This window comes from Nakamurella sp. A5-74 (assembly GCF_040438885.1).
Taxonomy (GTDB): Bacteria; Actinomycetota; Actinomycetes; order Mycobacteriales; family Nakamurellaceae; genus Nakamurella.
The window spans coordinates 4,506,756-4,523,600 of sequence record NZ_CP159218.1 but is presented as its reverse complement, the minus strand read 5'-3'; the positions used below and the strand labels follow the sequence as shown (position 1 = coordinate 4,523,600).

At 70.0% G+C, this 16,845-nt stretch carries 17 protein-coding genes; 5 read left to right on the top strand and 12 right to left on the bottom strand.

Annotated elements, in window-relative coordinates; translation table 11 throughout:
• Positions 1-261: 261 nt before the first annotated feature.
• Positions 262-996 carry a hypothetical protein gene (locus tag ABLG96_RS20815; protein ID WP_353649213.1) on the bottom strand — a complete coding sequence of 245 codons (735 nt, stop codon included), beginning with the start codon at positions 994-996 and terminating at the stop codon, positions 262-264.
• Here ABLG96_RS20815 and ABLG96_RS20810 point away from each other — a divergent pair.
• The gene (locus tag ABLG96_RS20810) at positions 974-2,011 is read left to right on the top strand and encodes a hypothetical protein (protein ID WP_353649212.1); all 1,038 of its coding nucleotides are present in this window, start codon (positions 974-976) and stop codon (positions 2,009-2,011) included. The two genes, ABLG96_RS20815 and ABLG96_RS20810, sit on opposite strands and share 23 nt — an antisense overlap.
• A 341-nt stretch (positions 2,012-2,352) precedes the next feature.
• Here the strand turns inward: ABLG96_RS20810 and ABLG96_RS20805 are convergent, their stop codons facing one another.
• Complete coding sequence (locus ABLG96_RS20805; protein WP_353649211.1) at positions 2,353-3,294, bottom strand: hypothetical protein; 942 nt, start codon at positions 3,292-3,294, stop codon at positions 2,353-2,355.
• Positions 3,291-3,812 carry a SigE family RNA polymerase sigma factor gene (locus ABLG96_RS20800; protein ID WP_353649210.1) on the bottom strand — a complete coding sequence of 174 codons (522 nt, stop codon included), beginning with the start codon at positions 3,810-3,812 and terminating at the stop codon, positions 3,291-3,293. The genes ABLG96_RS20805 and ABLG96_RS20800 overlap by 4 nt, the downstream gene beginning before the upstream one ends.
• Before the next feature lie 157 nt (positions 3,813-3,969).
• Between ABLG96_RS20800 and ABLG96_RS20795 the strand changes: the two genes are divergently transcribed.
• Both ABLG96_RS20795 and ABLG96_RS20790 read left to right on the top strand, forming a co-directional pair.
• On the top strand, positions 3,970-5,253 hold the full coding sequence (locus tag ABLG96_RS20795; RefSeq protein WP_353649209.1) for a mannosyltransferase family protein: 1,284 nt from the start codon (positions 3,970-3,972) through the stop codon (positions 5,251-5,253).
• A 33-nt stretch (positions 5,254-5,286) separates the two neighbouring features.
• On the top strand, positions 5,287-5,730 hold the full coding sequence (locus ABLG96_RS20790) for an HIT family protein (protein ID WP_353649208.1): 444 nt from the start codon (positions 5,287-5,289) through the stop codon (positions 5,728-5,730).
• Here ABLG96_RS20790 and pxpB read toward each other — a convergent pair.
• The 4 genes from pxpB to ABLG96_RS20770 all read right to left on the bottom strand — a co-directional run bounded on the left by pxpB (position 5,714) and on the right by ABLG96_RS20770 (position 9,983).
• Positions 5,714-7,354, bottom strand: a complete 1,641-nt coding sequence (pxpB, locus tag ABLG96_RS20785; protein WP_353649207.1) for a 5-oxoprolinase subunit PxpB — start codon at positions 7,352-7,354, stop codon at positions 5,714-5,716. The genes ABLG96_RS20790 and pxpB overlap by 17 nt on opposite strands.
• Positions 7,355-7,365: 11 nt before the next feature.
• Entirely contained in the window at positions 7,366-8,133 is a 768-nt protein-coding gene (locus ABLG96_RS20780) for a 5-oxoprolinase subunit PxpA (protein ID WP_353649206.1), read from the bottom strand.
• A gap of 90 nt (positions 8,134-8,223) precedes the next feature.
• Positions 8,224-8,976 carry a class I SAM-dependent methyltransferase gene (locus ABLG96_RS20775; RefSeq protein WP_353649205.1) on the bottom strand — a complete coding sequence of 251 codons (753 nt, stop codon included), beginning with the start codon at positions 8,974-8,976 and terminating at the stop codon, positions 8,224-8,226.
• Between the two features lie 74 nt (positions 8,977-9,050).
• Positions 9,051-9,983: a WcbI family polysaccharide biosynthesis putative acetyltransferase gene (locus ABLG96_RS20770; RefSeq protein ID WP_353649204.1), complete on the bottom strand. Its 933-nt coding sequence runs from the start codon at positions 9,981-9,983 to the stop codon at positions 9,051-9,053.
• A 196-nt stretch (positions 9,984-10,179) separates the two neighbouring features.
• On the opposite strand from ABLG96_RS20770, the gene ABLG96_RS20765 reads away from it, so the two are divergent.
• A complete protein-coding gene (locus ABLG96_RS20765; protein WP_353649203.1) occupies positions 10,180-10,911 on the top strand; it encodes a GAF and ANTAR domain-containing protein in 732 nt (243 codons plus the stop codon).
• On the opposite strand, the gene ABLG96_RS20760 is transcribed toward ABLG96_RS20765, so the two are convergent.
• The 5 genes from ABLG96_RS20760 to ABLG96_RS20740 are packed head-to-tail and all read right to left on the bottom strand — an operon-like array spanning position 10,908 to position 15,742.
• Positions 10,908-11,804 carry an alpha/beta hydrolase gene (locus ABLG96_RS20760; protein WP_353649202.1) on the bottom strand — a complete coding sequence of 299 codons (897 nt, stop codon included), beginning with the start codon at positions 11,802-11,804 and terminating at the stop codon, positions 10,908-10,910. The two genes, ABLG96_RS20765 and ABLG96_RS20760, sit on opposite strands and share 4 nt — an antisense overlap.
• Positions 11,801-12,523: a TetR/AcrR family transcriptional regulator gene (locus ABLG96_RS20755; protein ID WP_353649201.1), complete on the bottom strand. Its 723-nt coding sequence runs from the start codon at positions 12,521-12,523 to the stop codon at positions 11,801-11,803. Before ABLG96_RS20755 ends, ABLG96_RS20760 begins: the two co-directional genes overlap by 4 nt.
• Before the next feature lie 47 nt (positions 12,524-12,570).
• On the bottom strand, positions 12,571-13,563 hold the full coding sequence (locus ABLG96_RS20750; RefSeq protein ID WP_353649200.1) for a glycosyltransferase family 2 protein: 993 nt from the start codon (positions 13,561-13,563) through the stop codon (positions 12,571-12,573).
• Entirely contained in the window at positions 13,560-14,606 is a 1,047-nt protein-coding gene (locus tag ABLG96_RS20745; RefSeq protein ID WP_353649199.1) for a glycosyltransferase, read from the bottom strand. The genes ABLG96_RS20750 and ABLG96_RS20745 overlap by 4 nt, the downstream gene beginning before the upstream one ends.
• Positions 14,607-14,650: 44 nt before the next feature.
• Complete coding sequence (locus tag ABLG96_RS20740) at positions 14,651-15,742, bottom strand: glycosyltransferase (RefSeq protein WP_353649198.1); 1,092 nt, start codon at positions 15,740-15,742, stop codon at positions 14,651-14,653.
• An 88-nt stretch (positions 15,743-15,830) separates the two neighbouring features.
• Here ABLG96_RS20740 and ABLG96_RS20735 point away from each other — a divergent pair, with 88 nt between their 5' ends.
• The gene (locus ABLG96_RS20735) at positions 15,831-16,826 is read left to right on the top strand and encodes an FkbM family methyltransferase (protein WP_353649197.1); all 996 of its coding nucleotides are present in this window, start codon (positions 15,831-15,833) and stop codon (positions 16,824-16,826) included.
• Positions 16,827-16,845: the final 19 nt, after the last annotated feature.

Genomic DNA, 16,845 nt, shown 5'->3' with positions numbered 1-16,845 from the left:
GGGGTGCTGCTGGCCATCGGGATCGGCTGGGGCGCAGGCATTATTGTCGATCGACCACCGGAGCTGACGGTGATCAATCGAGCGAAGTGGGTCGAGATCCTGTTGCACGCGAGGCGGTTTCGACTCGTCCCTCGCTCGAGCACCGGAGTTGACCGTGATCGAGCGAGCGAAGTGAGTCGAGATCCTGTTGCACGCGAGGGGGTCCCGGCTCCTGCGTCGCTCGACCCCTGAGGTTCACGCAGCTCGACCGTCCGTGCCGGATCAGCCGCCCGAGGGCACCCAGCTGATCTGTACCGCCGCGCCGGTGTCCGCGCGGACGTTGCCGCCCTGATCACTGAAGTTGACGCCGCGGGCGACGATCAGGTCGACCCCCTGGGCGGAGTGACCACCGAAGCGGTTGCCCGCCAGCACGACGCTCTGCGGGTTGATGCTGCCGGTCAGGGTCTTGTTGGAGAACTTCATCGTCCAGCTGCCGCCGTCGACGTAGTTGTTGCGGACCCGCAGGTTCATCATCGAACCCTGCTCGGAGGAGCCGAGCACCGCGAAGTTCTGCGAGCCGGTGATGGTGTTGCCTTCGATGAGGATGTTGTCGCCCCGCAGCACCTGGACGTTGTCGCTGTGCGAGGGACCGCCGCCCTGGGCCGAGTCACTGGCGTACTTGACCGTGTTCTTCAGCGTGTTGTTGCGAAGGGTGACATTCGACCCGCGGATCTGCACGTTGTCGATGCAGCCCTCGACGGTGCTGGAATCGAGGGTGAAGTTGGAGCCGACGACGCATTCGGTGTTGTTCACCGACTGCCGCGCCTCTTTGACGACGCTGTTCTTGATCACCAGGTTCGCGAAGCCGCCGGTGTTCTGCACGATCCCGCCGCGGCCCGCGGAGGCCGGGTCCTCCGGTCCGGTGATCAGCGAATTGTTCACAGTGACGTCGGCGGCCTGGATGATCAGCCGACCGCGGATCTCCATGTTGTCGATGACGCTTCCCGGCGCGGTCACCACCAGGTTGCCGACCTTCACCGTGCGGCCGGGTGCCGGGGTGGTGGTCGGCTTCGGGGTGGTGGTCGTGGTGGTCGTGGTGGTCGGCTTCGGGGTGGTGGTCGTGGTGGTCGTGGTGGTCGTGGTGGTCGTGGTGGTCGTGGTGGTCGTGGTGGTCGGCTTTGGGGTGGTGGTCGTGGTGGTCGGCTTCGGGTTGGTGCTGGAGGTCGTCGGGGTGGTGCTCGAGGTCGTCGGCTTCGCCGTCGTGCCCGTCGTCGGGATGGCTGTGGGGCTCGGCTCGCTGGTCGTGGGGACCGGGCGGGGCTCGGTGGTGGAGGGCTCGGTGGTGGAGGGCTCGGTGGTGGAGGGCGCCTGCGTCGATTCGGTGGTGGACGGAGCGGTAGCGCTGGGCTCGCTGGTCGTCGGCTCGGGAGTGGTGGGTTCGGTGGTGGAGGGCTCGGTGGTGGAGGGTGCCGTCGTCGATTCGGTGGTGGACGGAGCGGTCGCGCTGGGCTCGCTGGTCGTCGGCTCGGGAGTGGTGGGCTCGGGAGTGGTGGGCTCGGGAGTGGTCTCGGTCGGGCTGGGCGCGGTGGTCGAGGGTTCCGGGGTGGTCGGTTCGGGAGTGGACACCGTCGGGCTCGGCGCGGTGGTCGAGGACTGGGTGCTGCTGGTCGGCGCCGTGGTGCTCTCGGTGGCTGTGGTGCTCTGGGTGGTCGGCGTGCTCGAGGAGGAGGAAGCAATCGGCTCGTCGCCCGGTGGATCCACGGGCAGCTCGTCGCGCGGCGGTACCCAGGGCAGCGGGCTCCGGTTCCGGTCGGCCCGCCGTGGCCAGGCGGATACGGATCCCGTGACCGTCACAGTGACCGGTAGTTCGACTGCCGTCTGCTCGGTGTCGGAGGTCGGTGGATCGGAGACGACCGGCGGCCCTGCATACCGCTCGGTGCCCAGGGAGCGCTGCGGGGCAGTCCCACCGGCCAGCGAAGCGCCGACGACCAGGACGGTCACGGCGCCGGCCATGGCCACCGCCGGGCCGTAGCGGGCGGTGCGGGTGGCCGAGCGCTGATTCGGCTGCTCGCTGCGGTGTCGTCCCATGGCGTCACCGTAACAACACATTTCCGCAGGTCAGACCGGGTAAGCCTGGCGGCGTAACGATTTGGTATCGGAGCGATACCGGCTCTCGTGATCTGCGGCCGAACGGGCGATCGGAGACGCACGGACCGAAGAGTGAGGTCTTCGACATCTGTGGATCCGAGGCCCGCCGGTCGTCGACGAGTGGACGGGAACCATCCGTTCCGGTGACCCGGCGGTGCGTCTCGCGCACGATGCTCGCCTCCGTGCAGGCCCGAGGAGGCCGTCCCGGAACTTGGGGCGGGCAGGTCAGGACACGGCGATCAACAGCGGACGCGCAGTGGCGACGGTGGCGTCGATCTCGCCGCCGGAGGGGCGGGTGTCGCGGAACACGGCGACCTCATAACCGCGGCCGTACACCCAGATCCAGAAGCCCTCCGCTGAGGATGAGGTGTAGGCATCCGACTGGCCGGCCACCGGTCGACATACCGGGCTCGCGCTCGCGCAACTCGCGTTTCTCGAGGTGCGGATGTTCACCAGCAGGCTCCCGGTGCTCGAGGGGAGCGACGTCGGATCCCGGCACAGGCTGATCCGCGCATCCTGGAGCACGGTTCCGAGCACGGTCGCACGCACCCGCGGCAGGTCCGCGGCGGCGGTCAGGGCGCACCGGTCAGGGACCGGTCCTGCCGTGCTCGACCCCGATCCGGCAGCCGACGACGAAGCCGCGGACGATGCCCCGATCGATGCACTGGTCGAGGCATCCGAGGAGGCCGGCGAGGGTGCCATCGAGCCGGACTCCGACATCGACCCTGCTGCGGTGGTCGTGGCAGCGACGGACGAGCCCGGCGCGGCGGACGATCCGGCCACCCCGGAGGATGCGGCGGCGGTGGTGGCTGCAGCGGAGGTTCGGGTCATTGCGGCGGTGTCCCCGGGGTCCGCCCGGATCAACAACACCGTCCCGGTGCCGGCCACCGCAACCAGGGCTGCGGCGAGGATGCCGATGCGCAGACGTCGCGCCGTTCGGCCGGCGGACTGACCGGCGGACCGCCCTGACGACCGCGCGCTGCGCTGCGTCGCGCTGAGGACCGTCAACGGGGTGACGGTCGTGGGCGGCTCCTCCGCGACCACGTCGCCGAACAGCGCCTCGAGTTGCTGCGCTTCCGAAGGGGTCACGTCATCCGCGGGGTGGGCCTGCGGAACGGGGTCGCGGTCCTCGCCGTCACCGGGCGGTCTCCTGGGATCATCGGTCATGACGCACCACCGATCTCATCGTGGTTCGAAACGGCGGCGAGCGCTCGTCTGAGCGCCGACAGACCTTTGACCGTCTGTGATTTCACGGTTCCCTCGGAACAGGTCATCAATTGAGCCACTTCACGCACGCTGAGGCCTTCGTAGAATCGGAGCACCAGGGTGGTGCGTTGTCCGGTGGGGACCTGGCGTAGGGCGTCCCGCATTTCCTCGCGGTTGACAGCGGCTTCGGCAAGGTCGAACCGGTCGACACTGTCCGGCAATTCCTCCGTCGGCTTTTCCCGTCGCCATGGCCGCCGTGATTCATCGATGTTCGCGCGTATGAGACAAGTGCGCAGATATGCCGAACGCGCCGATGGGTCGGCAATCTTCTCCCACGCACCGTGCACTTTGACGAAGGCGATCTGGGTGAGGTCGTCCGCACGGTCCCAATCCCCGGAGAGGAGGTAGGCGGTACGCCGGATACGGCCGCGTCGGGCGAGGACGAACTGCGAGAACTCCACCTCCTCCTCCGGTGTCACTGGATGCCCTCCTCGAAAGAGACGTGAGCGGGATGCTGTTCGGTTGCCCGGATCCGCACCTCCGATCGGGACGCCACTGCGGATCATCCCACGGGCGCGGTGGAGGAGCAGGTGCGCGTCGCGCAGCAGGCGGACCGTCGAGAAGATCCGCAACGGTGTGACGCGGGTCACTGCCGACGCGGACATCGACCGCCGCCGACGTTCCCGTCTCAACGATGTGACCGCCCTCGACCCGTTCGTCCGCCGACATTCCGGCGTCATTCCCGCCGTGGCGGCGCCGGCGCCGGACGGGATCCGTCGGAATGTCCGCCGGCCGATACCTGGCACCTGGTTGGCACGCCTTCGGTGCGTGATGCGTGCACTTCTTCCGGCCGTCATCTATCTCGCCGGACAAGCGCTGACGATGCGACTGGTGGCTTTTGTCGGAACGCGTCACGAGCAGGGCTTCGCCGAATTGCTGAACAGTTGGGACGGATTGCACTTCCTCGAGATCGCCCGGAACGGATACACCTTCGCGGTGGGACCGGACATCCGCAACTCCCCGGCGTTCTTCCCCGGGTATCCCGCTCTGGTCCGCTGGACCTCGGACCTGACCGGCGTGTCCCTGGAGACTGCTGGATTCTGCGCCTCCACCGTCTCCGGTGTCGCGTTCGCCTACGGCCTCGTCCGACTCGCCGGCCGGTTGCCGGGCGTCGATCGGCGCACCGCGATGCTGTGGGTGGGGCTCGTCTGCGTCGCGCCGCTGTCCATCGTGCTGGCGATGACGTACACGGAATCGTTCTTCTGCGCCCTCGCGGTCTGGTCGCTGGCCTGCGCCCTGGAGAACAGGTGGCTGTGGTGCGGTGCGCTGGCGCTCGTCGCCGGTCTGGTCCGGCCGACGGGGTTCGCGCTGAGCGGTGCACTCCTGCTGGTGGCGGTCATCGCCCTCGTCAGGAGACGGGCAACGGTCCGGCAGCTCATCGCCGCACTGGTGGCGCCACTGGGCACGATCGGCTACCTCGGGTGGGTGGGACTCCGGGCCGGCAGTCCGACCGCCTTCTTCGACACCCAGGCCAACGGGTGGGGGACGAAGTTCGACTTCGGTGCCGGGACGCTGCGCTTCGTCACCAAGGCACTGGACACCGCGCCGGCCGTGCTCGACCTCGTGGTCGTGGTGGTGATCGGAGCGTCGATCATCCTGCTGGGGCTGCTCGTGAGACAGCGCCGACCGCTGCTGCTGATCGCCTACACAGCACTGGTGATGGTGAGCAACATCGGCTCGGACGGGATCATGAACTCGAAGGTGCGGCTGATGGTGCCGGCGTTCCTGCTGCTGCTGCCGGTGGCGGTGTGGCTGGACCGGCAGAGCACAGCGGTGCGCTGGACCGGCATCACCGTGTTCGCCATGGCCGGCATCTGGTACAGCGCCTACGGGCTGATCATCTACCGCTACGCGATCTGATCGCTCCGCAGCCCACGCTCTACAGTCATCCGGATGGACAGCGCTGCGTCGACCGGCGGCTGTGTGTTCTGCGCCATCGTGGCGCCGGCTCCCGGGGTGCCTGCGGCACCCGCGGCCATGGTGCTCGACGAGCCGACCGTTGCCGCCTTCCTCGATGTGCGACCGCTCTTCGAAGGGCACGTGCTCGTCGTCCCGCGCGAGCATCACGTCACCCTCGGCGACCTACCAGCATCCCTGCTGACCGACGTCATGCTGGCGGCGCAGCGGGTTTCGGTCGCGGTGACCACAGCGCTCGGAGCGCAAGGCAGCTTCGTGGCGATGAACAACGTCGTCAGCCAGAGCGTTCCGCACCTGCATGTGCACGTCGTCCCGCGGATCCGGGGCGATGGTCTGCGCGGCTTCTTCTGGCCGCGGCGGAAGTACCGTTCCGAGCAGGACCTGCATGACTGGGCCGCTCGGCTCAGGGCCGTGCTGTAGCCGGCGCGTCAGGCAGCGGTGGGTGGGGCCCGGCGAGGGCGAATCGGATCGTCATCCCCGGAGTCACCTGGGCCAGCGCCGCCAGCGCGGCGCGCCGGACGACGCCGATCACCGGATATCCGCCGGTCAGCGGGTGGTCGGCGAGGAAGAGGATCGGCTGCCCGTCCGGCGGCACCTGGATCGAACCGGTGACGACGCATTCGCTCGGCAACTCCGCTGCGTCGATCCGGGCCAGCGGGTGCGCTCCGGCCAGCCGGATCCCGACCCGGTCGGCGCTGGTGGTCACCGTCCACGGGGCGCCGAGCAGTCGCGCGATCGACGCGTCATCGAACCAGTCGTCCCGCGGCCCCAGGTCGATGGGAACCGTGATCTGGTCACGGGGAAACTCCTGCCAGCCAACGGGTTCGGGCGCCGACCCTGACCTCGCGGCGGCGGCACTCCGAACGGCGAGCACGTCGCCCCGCGCGATCGGTGCCGGGCCCAGCCCTGCCAGGGTGTCCCTCGACAGGCTCCCCAGCACGGGAGCGACGTCGAAGCCGCCGCGCACCGCGAGCATCGTCCGGGCGCCCGAGAACGGCCCACCGAGGGTGAGCAGGTCCCCGTCCTGCAGCGCGATCGGCCGGCAGTCGCTGATCTCGGTCGTCCCTCGATCGTCCGCGCGGGCCACGATGATCGGAACCGGCGCCCCGGTGGCTGCGACCACCACCGACCCGCGGGCGACGGCCCGGAAGCGGCCGAACAGGATCTCCAGCACCGCCGTGTCGCCAGGATTGCCGACGAGTCGGTTCGCCAGCCGCATCGCCGGCAGGTCCAGTGCGCCACTGCCTGAAACCCCCAGCGCTGCAACGTCATCGCGGCCTCCGTCCTGCAACAGCGTGCGGGCGCCAGGTCGTTCGACGATCAACGCCGGTCCATGCGTGGGTGCTGCTGGACGCTGTCCGGCCGCAGTCGGGGTGACCTCGACCCGCCCTCTGGCCACGACGAAACGCACCCGGTCGCCGGGTCGCAGCGCGGCGGGTGGTTCGCGATCCACGTCCCACATCGACAGCGTCGTGGTGCCGATCAACTGCCACCCGCCCGGACTCTCGCGCGGGTAGACCCCGCTGAAGCGGCCGGCCAGACCGACCGACCCGGCAGGGATCCGCACCCGCGGCGAGGCGCGGCGGGGGACGTCCAGCAGCGGATCACCACCGACGAGGTATCCGAAGCCGGGTGCGAACCCGACGAACGCCATCGTGTATTCGGCGCCGGTGTGGCGCCGCACCAGCTCGGTCGGGCTGATCCGGAGCAGGCCGGCGACCTCGGACAGATCCTCGCCGTCGTAGACGACGGGGATCTCCAGCAGCGTCTGATCCTGCCCCGCATCCTCGTCACCGAGCGGTGCGGCGCTCACCGCGTCCAGCAGCTCGACGAGCATCGCCCGGCTGAGAAGTGCGGGGTCGAAATGCACCAGCACCGTGCGCGCGGCGGGGACCACCTCGCCGACACCGGCGATGGCGTCGGGACTCCTCTGCAGGGCGGCGAGGCGTCGCAGCAGACCCAGCGCGGCCTCGAGGTCGGGCAGCTCGACCAGCACGGCCCGCTCGCCGGCGACCATGGTCCGCCGATCCGATCGATCGGTCACGGAGCGGTCGGTCATGGAGCGGGGGCGAACGGACCGATCCGCACACCGGCGGACTCGAGTCGTCGTCGCAGGGCGCCGGCCATCGCCGCAGCGCCGGGGGTGTCGCCGTGCACGCAGATCGAATCGGCCCGCAGCGCGATCGTCGATCCGTCGACGGCGACCAGCTCGCCGGTCTCGACGAGCCGCAGCATCCGAATCGCGACCTCGTCGGGGTCGTGCAGCACGCTGCCCGGTGCGTTGCGCGGAACCAGCCGACCGTCGGCGGTGTAGGCGCGATCGGCGAACGCCTCGCGGGCGGTGCGCAGACCCTGCTCCTCGGCGATCCGCAGGACGACGCTGCCGGGCAGGCCGAGCAGCACCAGCGAGTCGTCGACGTCCCGTACGGCCCGCACGACATCCGCGGCCTGCCGCTCGTCGTGCGCGATCCGGTTGTAGAGCGCCCCATGGGGTTTCACGTAGCTGACGCGGCCACCGGCAACAGCGGCGAGCGCCTGCAGCGCGCCGATCTGGTAGACGATCTCGGGGACGAGGTCTGCGGAGGCGACGTCCAGGTCGCGCCGACCGAAACCGGCCAGATCCCGGTAGCCGACGTGGGCGCCGATACTGCTCCCGGTGCGCACCGCCGTCCGCGCGGTGGCGAGCATGCCGCGCGGATCACCGGCATGGAATCCGCACGCGATGTTCGCGCTGGAGACCACTTCGAGCATGGCCGCGTCGTCGCCGAGGGTCCACCGTCCGAAGCCCTCGCCGATGTCACTGTTGAGGTCGATGCTCGTCATCCGCGCGCCTGTCCGTGGTTCGCCACCGTCCCAGCATCGGTCCCGGATCGCCCGTTCCGCAAGCGTCGCTCTTCGGCGCAACGCGGCGGATCACGGTCTGCGTGCGTCCACGAGGTGACGCGTCGAGTGCGCGACGAACGGCTGCCCGCCACGCATCCGGGCATCGAGCTCACGCAGTGCGCTCTCGTATCCGGCAGTGGTGAAGTCCGGGACCCACCAGACGCACTTCCGCAGAATCCAGACGATGGCACCCACGTCGAAGAACTCCAGGCGACAGCGGGCGGTGCGCAGATCCTCGACCTCGAGTCCGGCGGCGGTGGCTGCAGCAACCTCCCGCTCGGGGTCACGTCCGGTCCGGTTCTCGGGCAACGGTCCGAGGAGGAACTCGATGAGCTCGAACGCAGAGGCCGGCCCGACGTGCTGCGCGAAGTACCGACCACCCGGACGCAGGACGCGGCGGATCTCGGCCCACGGCGGCGTCACCGGATGGCGCGCGGTCACGAGGTCGAACGAGGCATCGGCGAACGGCAGCGGGGCGCCCTGTTCGGTCTCGACGACTCGCACGCCCCTGTCCGCCAACCGTTCCCGAGCCCACTGCGCATTCGGCGCCCACGACTCGGTGACGGTCAGCTGTCGAGGCAGGAGGGGTATCTCGGAGATGAGCTCGCCGCCGCCGGTGTCGATGTCGAGCGCGCACTCGGCACGACCCAGGCGCTCGGCGAGCAGCCGGACAAATCTCCACGGCGGACGCTCCTCGGTCGCTCTGCCGTCCAACCAGGAGAAACCCCATCCGCTGACATCAGCGGATGCGGCTTCGGACACCAGTTCGTCGAAGGATCGCACGCTGGGAGGGTGTCAGCCCTGGGCAGGCAGCGCAATCCGTGCGGCGGCTCCACCAGGATGCGGTCCCGGCACGTTCATCGCTCGAGTGCAGCCAGCCGGTCCCGGTACCGGCCCAGAGTGCGCCCCACGAGATCGGGCCGCTGCCGGTACAGCTCCAGCACCGGCTCCGCCACGATCTCCCACGCGACCGGCTCGTCATCGATCTGCCACGACTGCGCGGCGGCAGCGGTCGGGAGGTGCAGCGCTTCGCGCACAGCGGGTGCAACCGGGGTACGGATCCGGCCGAGCATCTCGTACTCGGGGACGGCGGGTTCGCCCGACCATCCGAGCACCGACAGCACGCCCCGCCCCAACGCTCCCAGCACTGCGTTGGACGGGTGGTTGACGGTCCACATCGCTGACGCCCCGGCAGCGATCACCGCATCCACCGTGTCGACGTCCAGGCCCGCGGTGCGCCGACGGAGCTCGGTGATGCTCGCGGCCGACAGTTCCTGCACGGCTGCGGGGTCGGGGTCGCTCGCTGCGACGAGCTCCACCGCGCGGGCGACGTCCCACCCGCGATCGGCCGCGGTCAGCAGGCGCAGGTCGTGGTAGTCCACCAGCGGTGCGTCGACCGATCCGCCGGCCTCGTCGTGGGCGTGCACCTGCCATGGATGCAGGCCCTCGTAGTGCGTGCTCGGGACGGTGACGACCTGCCCGGAGTCGGCCAGCTTCTCGATCAGCTGTCGGGAGCCGCAACCTGGGATGCGGTATTCGTCCTTGACCGGTTGTGTGACGAGCACGCCGGCGATCGGCAGCAGCGCGTGCAGCCGAGCGACGTCGGCAGCGGACATCTCGAACACCGGCGGCAGCCGGACGAACCGCACACCGTGCTCGAGCGCGACCGGGGCGATCATCCGCCGGATCGATTCGGCCTGGCAGTTGCCCCAGACGAATCCCAGACTCCCGCGCGGGACGACGGCGGGATCCAGTTCCGTCCACGGGATCGCGTTCTCGGTGACCGGCATCGTCGGTGCTCCTCTGATCTGCCGGGGTCCGGGACCGCCGGGGGCTGCCAGGGTCCGGGACCGCCGGATTCCCCACCTTAACGGCCTGCGGGCGGCTCGGACCGGCCATAATCGTCGACCGCCGGGTCCGACGGGCGGTAGCTTCAGACCACGGCGGTAGGTCCGTTCCGCCACAGAGCACCGCCAGGAGGCACCGATGAGCACCCGCGCCGCTGCGCAACTGGCCGACCTCGTGTCGGCAACACGTGACTCGCCGGTCGTCCAGCCCGGATCCGGGCTGGACGCCGTCATCCGGGCGGTCGCGTCGCTGCAGGTGGCCGATGTCGTCACCATCACCGAGCGCATCCCCTCGAAGGCCTTGGTCGTGGTGGCGACCTCCGACCCTGCCGCCGCGCCGCTGGGCGACGTCTATGACGAGCACGATCCGAGCCCGTGCATCACCGCTGCGGCGACGGACACCGTCGTCTTCAGCTCAGACCTCGCCGTCGACCCGAGGTGGCCCGACTGGTCGGCCGAGACGCTGGGGCACGGGATCCACGCGGTGATCAGCGTCGTGCTGCATCGCCGGACCGGACCGCTTGGCTGCCTGAACCTCTACTGGCGGCAGCCACACCAGATCGATGCGGACGAGTTGGACATCGCGCAGCTCGGTGCGGTGCACGCCTCGCTCGAGTTGGCCCATCACCGGCAGGAGATCAACCTCTGGAAGGCGATCGACGCCCGCAATCTCGTCGGTCAGGCGCAGGGGATCGTCATGGCGCAGTTCGACATCGACTCCGGGCAGGCCTTCGCGCTCATCCGCCGACTGTCCCAGTCGAGCAACACCAAGGTGCACGTCGTCGCCGACCGGATCGTCCAGAATCGCCGGCTGGTGCTCCCTGATCCCGGTGTCGATGTCGTCGTCGGCGAACCTGCGTCGGCGCTCTAGCCGAGGGGACCGGAGCGCGCAGCCAGGTCTCGGACGAACCGGACGATCTCGGCCGGTTCCTCCTCGGCCATGAAGTGCCCGGCCTCGATGGGCTCGTAGCTGAGGTCGGGTGCCCACGCGCCCCAGAGCGCGGCAGCGTCGAAGCCGAGCTGGGAGCCCCAGTCCTGGGAGATGACGCCCACCGGCATCGTCAGCTGCCGTCCGGCGGCGCGGTCTGCCAGGTCCATCTCGAGGTCGATGCCGGCGGTGGCGCGGTAGTCGGCGACGATGGAGTCGACGGCGGCGATCGAGCTGTCGAGGTAGTGCCGGCGGACCTCAGGGGTGAACGTCGAACCGGTCGGGTCCCAGGCGTCCAGGAACGACCCGAAGAACTCGGGTGCGACGGCCCTGATCATCTTCTCCGGCAACCCCTTCGGCTGAGCCATCAGATACAGGTGCCAGGCCACCTTGGCGTTCACTCCGCTCAGCACGTTCCAGGTGTCCAGGGTGGGCAGCACATCGAGAATCCCGAGGTACCGCACGGTTTCCGGGTGATCGAGCGCCGCACGGACACCGACGAGCGCGCCGCGGTCGTGGCCGATCAGACCGAACCGCTCGTGTCCGAGGGCGCGCACGGCCTCGATGACGTCGAGGCCCATGGTGCGCTTGGAGTAGGTCTGCGGTCCCTGCTCCGGCGGCTTGTCGCTCCGGCCGTAGCCGCGCAGGTCGGCGAGGATTACAGTGTGGTCCTCGACGAGCTCGCCGGCGACGGCGCGCCACATGTAGTGGGTCTGCGGAAACCCGTGCAACAGAACGACAGCGGGTCCGGTGCCGGCGCTCGCGACACTGAGTTCCACCCCTTCGGCGCCCGGCAGGGTGGTGTAGTCGAATCCGTCGATGGTCAGCTCGATCATGGGATGTCCTTCGGGTCGGGGGTGCCTGAGTTGGGGGTGGTGGCCGGGGCGGGGTGCCCGGAGAAAATGCCGGCGGGAAGCGGTGGGGTGCCGGGGGTGGCTGACGCGCTCAGCGCCGGCAGCAGTACGGCGTCGACGAGCGCCTCGAGGTAGGGGTCTGCGATGTCGAGACCGTTCAGCCGCCGCAGCAGGATCGCGGAGCCGGCCACTTCCTCGTAGGCGAACGGGTCGGTGCCGGCCGGAAGCTCCCCGCGGGTGACGGCGGCCTCGACCACGTTGACCGGGAGCCGGGCCCCGGTGGGGCCGACCGATCGTTCGATCTCCTCGCACAGTTCGGGATCCTCCAGACCGGCCTGCAGGAGCAGCAGTGCGGCTCGGCTGTCGGCGGCCTGCATGGTCCTGGCCAGCCGGCGACACAGCGCGAGCAGGTCACCGCGCAGGCTCCCGGTGTCGATCTCGGTAGCGCCCTCGCGGGCAGCGGGTCCTGCCTTCAGCGCAGCGATCACCATGTCCCGCTTGGACTTCCATCGCCGGTAGAGGGTGGCCTTCGAGGCGCCTGCTCGTCGCGCGACCTCCTCGAAGGTGACGCCGTCGTACCCACGTTCCGCGAGCAGGGCATTTGCCGCCGCGAGGATCTCGCCCTCCCGTCGGTCATCTCGCGGACGTCCCCCGGTGCGGGGGGCGGGATCAGGAGGATCACCTTGCTTCGGATACGGCACGATTCGTATCGTAACAGGAGGAACCGTTCGTGTTCGTCAGGGACAGGTCAGTCGTGCGGGGGAGGCGGGTCCGCTGTCAACTCGAGGATGCCGTCGTCGGGTCGGTAGTCGATCGCCCCCGCTGCGGCGAAGGCCTCCAGCCAGCCCTCCATCGGGAAGGTTCCCCAGCGATCCCGGAACACATGGGCGTTGCGGACGATCGCGGCCAGGTGCTGCCATGGCGGGGAGCTGGTCGGGTGGTGCTGGTGGAACGCTGCTGCCCCGCCGATCCAACCGAGCCCGCCGCCGCGGGCCGCGACACCCCTCGCGAAGTCGGTGTCCTCGCCGCCGTAGCCGCGATACCCGGGGTGGAAACCGCCCGAAGCGTGCCAATCGCGCGCTGTGACGGCGAAGTTGAGCGACCAGAACAGCCGCACGTCGCGCGTCAGCTGGATCGCGCCGGGCGGCAGCACGGGGCGCGCCGAATGAGGTGCCGACCAGGAATCCAGGTCGATCAGCGGGTAGTCGGCGACGCCGGCGGGCAGCGGCGGCAGGTAGCTGACCTGGCCGCACCACAGGATCGGACCCGTGAGGTCGACGGGGTCTCGACTCGCTGCGCTGGCTCGACCAGCGTCAGGGTTGTGTGTTGGTTCGGGGTCTCGACTCGCTGTGCTCGCTCGACCACCGTGCGTCGCAGCGCGGTAGTCGGTGATCAGATCGGGATGCGCCAGGCAGTCGACGTCCAGGAACACCAGCAGATCAGCACCCCACTCGAGCCCGGCGCTCGCGCCGACGTTGCGGGCCGCCGCCAACGGCAGTTCGGCGTCTTCGCCGACCGGCAACTCGACGACAACCCGGTGGGCGACATCGACGGGGCCGTCCGCCGCGCGTGCGACCAACTGGGCCACGTCGCTGTCGGCCATCGCCACCACCACGTGCAGGATCGAGTCCGCGGTGACGAGGCCGTCCAGCGAGAGCAGCTGACGCTGCAGATGGCGGTGCCGGCCGTGGACGATGATGACCACAGCCGTGCGAGGCACGTTCAAGGCTGGACGTGTCATGTCGCCTGCTCGAGCAGCCACTTGGCTGCCCGACGGGCGCCGTCCTGGACGCTCCACGCCGACCAGTCGTCCGCCGGTCCGGCAGAGACCCTGTCCAGCAACGCGTCCCAGTCGCCGACTGTCGGCCAGTCGGGCAGCACCAACGATCCGATGCCGAGGGAACGCACCAGCTCGGCGGTGGCGTCCTGCTCGCCGAAGGGGCGGGGCTGCGGGATGATCACGGACCGTCGCCCGGTTACCGCGAGGTCGGCGATGGTGCCCAGTCCGGCGTGGGCGATGACCACATCGGCGGCAGCGAGCCGCTGCCGCCACTGCTGGACCGGGAGCAGCTCGGCGTCGAGCTGCCAGTTCCAGGTGCGGGATGCGGCCGCGGCTGCGCGCCACTGCTGCTGCGGGGCCGGGTCGGTGCCGAAGGCGGGAATCACCGTCCGTCCGGCCACCTGTCCTGCGGCGGATCGTGCGGTCGCCGCTACTTCGGCGCCGATCCCGCCGGCGAAGAACGTGCGGGACGCCCACGGCCGCAACCATTCCGGCGCGGTGGGCGGACGCGGCCACGGTGCGAGCAACCCGCGGCTCAGCTCGAAGGCCAGTCGATGGGGGGCGTCGTCACGTCGCCCTGGGAGCAGTACCGACACCACCGGAACGCCGGAAAGTCTGGCGACACAGGCGATCTCGGCGGACACGTCGGAGACCAGCAGGGCAGGTGAGTGTTCGGCGATCGCGGCCGTCAGCTGCTGGTGGCGCAGCTGCAAGCCGTGGTGACCGATCGGTACCCAGTGCAGCAGGCCGCCGGCGTCCGGGTCTTCGTAGCGGGCGGCGGCAGCGGGATCGGCGCCGTCGCCGGTGTCCCAGGCCAGCTCCAGCCAGTCACGGCGAGCCGTCGAGCCCGCCGGTACCCAGGCGTCCAGATCGGGTGGGCGCGGCAGCGAGCTCAGCAGGAAGACATCGGCCTCGAGGTGGCGCAAGATCTCCCGGGCTCGGCTGCGGTGGCCCCCGCCATGGTGATGGACGTAGTAGAAGATCTCACCCGGCACGGCCGTCATCCGGCACGTTTCTCATCCTGCACAGCTGTCATCCCGCACAGCTGTCATCCCGCACGGTCGAACCCGCGCAGGGCGTCCAGGCCGGCGAACAACTCCAGGTACTCGGATGCCATGCGGCGCAGAGAGAACAGGCGTGCCGCTGTCGCTGCCGTCGCCGTGCGATCGAGGTCGACGACCCGATCGACCGCCGCTGCCATCGCGGGGACATCCCAGGCCGTGACCAGCGAGCCCAGCTCGGGTCGGCAGATGACCTCGCCGAGACCTCCCACCCGGAAGCCGATCACCGGGGTGCCGCAGCAGACCGCCTCGGCCGCCGACAGCCCGAACGGCTCGGGCCAGACCGAGGTCATCAGGCAGGCCGCGGATTGCTGCAGGACGGCGGCCACCCCGCGCCGGTCGAGGTGCCCGAGGTAATCGATGGTGCCGCCCAGCCGGGGACGGACCTGGAGATCGAAGTACTCCCGGTCGCCGATCGGCCCCATCAGGCTCAGCGGGCGTCCAGCCGCACGAGCCGCGTCGATCGCCAGGTGGGGCGCCTTCTCCGGCACCATCCGGCCGGTCCAGGCCAGATCGTCGCCGCCGGGTCCTGGTCTGAACAGGGCCGTGTCGACGCCGTTGTGGATGACGTGCGCCGGGGTCGCCAGGAGCTCGGAGAACTCGTCGGCGATGTAGCGGGAGACGGCGACGAAGCCGGTGCCCCGACCTCCCGTGCGGATCGCCGACTCCAGCCAGGAGAACGGTGGGGTGTGCAGCGTGGTGACCATCGGTGGCAGCAGCGCGGAGGTCGCGATCGGCAGATAATGCAGGGTCTGGTTGTGGACGGCATCGATGCGGCTGTCCGCGGCGATCTCGGCCACAGCGGACATCAGGGCGTGGTGCTGGTAGAGCTCGAGATCGGACGGCCGGGTCTCGTCCCGCGCGGCTGTCGCGGAAAGGGTCAGCTCCGGGTAGGTGCGCAACTCGGAGGCGATCGACTGATCCGATCCTCGCGGTGCGTACAGCGTGGTGTGAGCTCCGAGCGCTGTGAGCTCCTTGCACAGATGCCAGGTGTGCGACTCCATCCCGCCGGCGAACGGTTCGGCGACGGGATGGCGTGGGTGTGCCAGCACGGCGAGGTGGGGGGCGGCGACAGTCATCCTCGTTCCACTGCCCGCTGGGGGCGGGGACGAAACGGGACAGAACCCCCGGGGTGACCGGGCTCGCCACCTGGCTACGTTGGTGCCCATGACCAGCGCAGATCGCCCCATCTCCGGAGGGAACGCCTCCACACCGCCGGACCGCTCGCTCGCCCAGGACGCAAATGCGGCCCTGCGGCACGGCGGGTCCGCTGCCGAACTGCGCGCTGCCACGGACGTGCGGGAACTCCTGGACCCGGCATTCGAGGACCGGACCGATGGCCGGCCACCGATCTCGGTGGTCGACATCGGAGCCAACCCGCTCGACGACGTCACGCCGTACACATTGCTGCTCGACTCCGGGGCCGCGCACGTCACCGGCTTCGAGCCGCAGACCGAGGCATTGGCCGACCTGCAGCGCCGGGCCGGTCCGCAGGAGACGTACCTGCCGCACGTGGTCGGCGACGGCAGGAGTGCGACGCTGCACCTGTGTGCGAGCTCCGGGTTCGCCAGCCTGCTGGCACCCGATCCCGCGCAGCTCGAGCTGCTCGTCGACTTCCCCGGGCTGGCGACCGTGGTCGACACCCTGCCGGTGGACACCCGTCGGCTGGACGACATCACCGAGATCGAGCACATCGACCTGCTGAAGATCGACATCCAGGGCGGCGAGCTCGCCGTGCTGCAGGCCGGTCGCCGCGCGCTCTCGGCGACCGCTGCCGTTCAGGCGGAGGTCGGCTTCCACCGGCTCTACACGGGCCAGCCGACGTTCGCGGACGTCGATCTGGAGTTGCGCGCGCAGGGCTTCGTCCCGCACCGTTTCGTCACCACCCGTACCTGGCCGATGGCTCCGGTGCAGTGGGCCGATCCGCTGGAGCTGGCGTCGCGGCAGCTGGTCGAGGCGGACGTGCTGTACGTCCGCGACCCGGTCCGGACGGATCTGATGACGGACGGGCAGCTGGCCAGGCTGGCGCTGATCGCCGACGCCGGCTACGGCAGCTTCGGACTGGCTCTGCGCTGCGTGCTGGAGTTGGTGCGCCGGGGGGTGCTGGACGCATCGGCCGAGGGTCGCTACCGCGCGCTGGCGGCGCAGCGACTGGCGCTCTGATCGCGGGCACCTGGCAGCG

Coding starts and splice junctions, on each gene's coding strand:
- ABLG96_RS20780 (WP_353649206.1), bottom strand. CDS start 8,133: ATGACGAGCATCGACCTCAACAGTGACATCGGCGAGGGCTTCGGACGG.
- ABLG96_RS20750 (WP_353649200.1), bottom strand. CDS start 13,563: ATGACACGTCCAGCCTTGAACGTGCCTCGCACGGCTGTGGTCATCATC.
- ABLG96_RS20745 (WP_353649199.1), bottom strand. CDS start 14,606: ATGACGGCCGTGCCGGGTGAGATCTTCTACTACGTCCATCACCATGGC.
- ABLG96_RS20810 (WP_353649212.1), top strand. CDS start 974: ATGACGCTTCCCGGCGCGGTCACCACCAGGTTGCCGACCTTCACCGTG.
- ABLG96_RS20765 (WP_353649203.1), top strand. CDS start 10,180: ATGAGCACCCGCGCCGCTGCGCAACTGGCCGACCTCGTGTCGGCAACA.
- ABLG96_RS20805 (WP_353649211.1), bottom strand. CDS start 3,294: ATGACCGATGATCCCAGGAGACCGCCCGGTGACGGCGAGGACCGCGAC.
- ABLG96_RS20790 (WP_353649208.1), top strand. CDS start 5,287: ATGGACAGCGCTGCGTCGACCGGCGGCTGTGTGTTCTGCGCCATCGTG.
- ABLG96_RS20770 (WP_353649204.1), bottom strand. CDS start 9,983: ATGCCGGTCACCGAGAACGCGATCCCGTGGACGGAACTGGATCCCGCC.
- ABLG96_RS20760 (WP_353649202.1), bottom strand. CDS start 11,804: ATGATCGAGCTGACCATCGACGGATTCGACTACACCACCCTGCCGGGC.
- ABLG96_RS20740 (WP_353649198.1), bottom strand. CDS start 15,742: ATGACTGTCGCCGCCCCCCACCTCGCCGTGCTGGCACACCCACGCCAT.
- ABLG96_RS20735 (WP_353649197.1), top strand. CDS start 15,831: ATGACCAGCGCAGATCGCCCCATCTCCGGAGGGAACGCCTCCACACCG.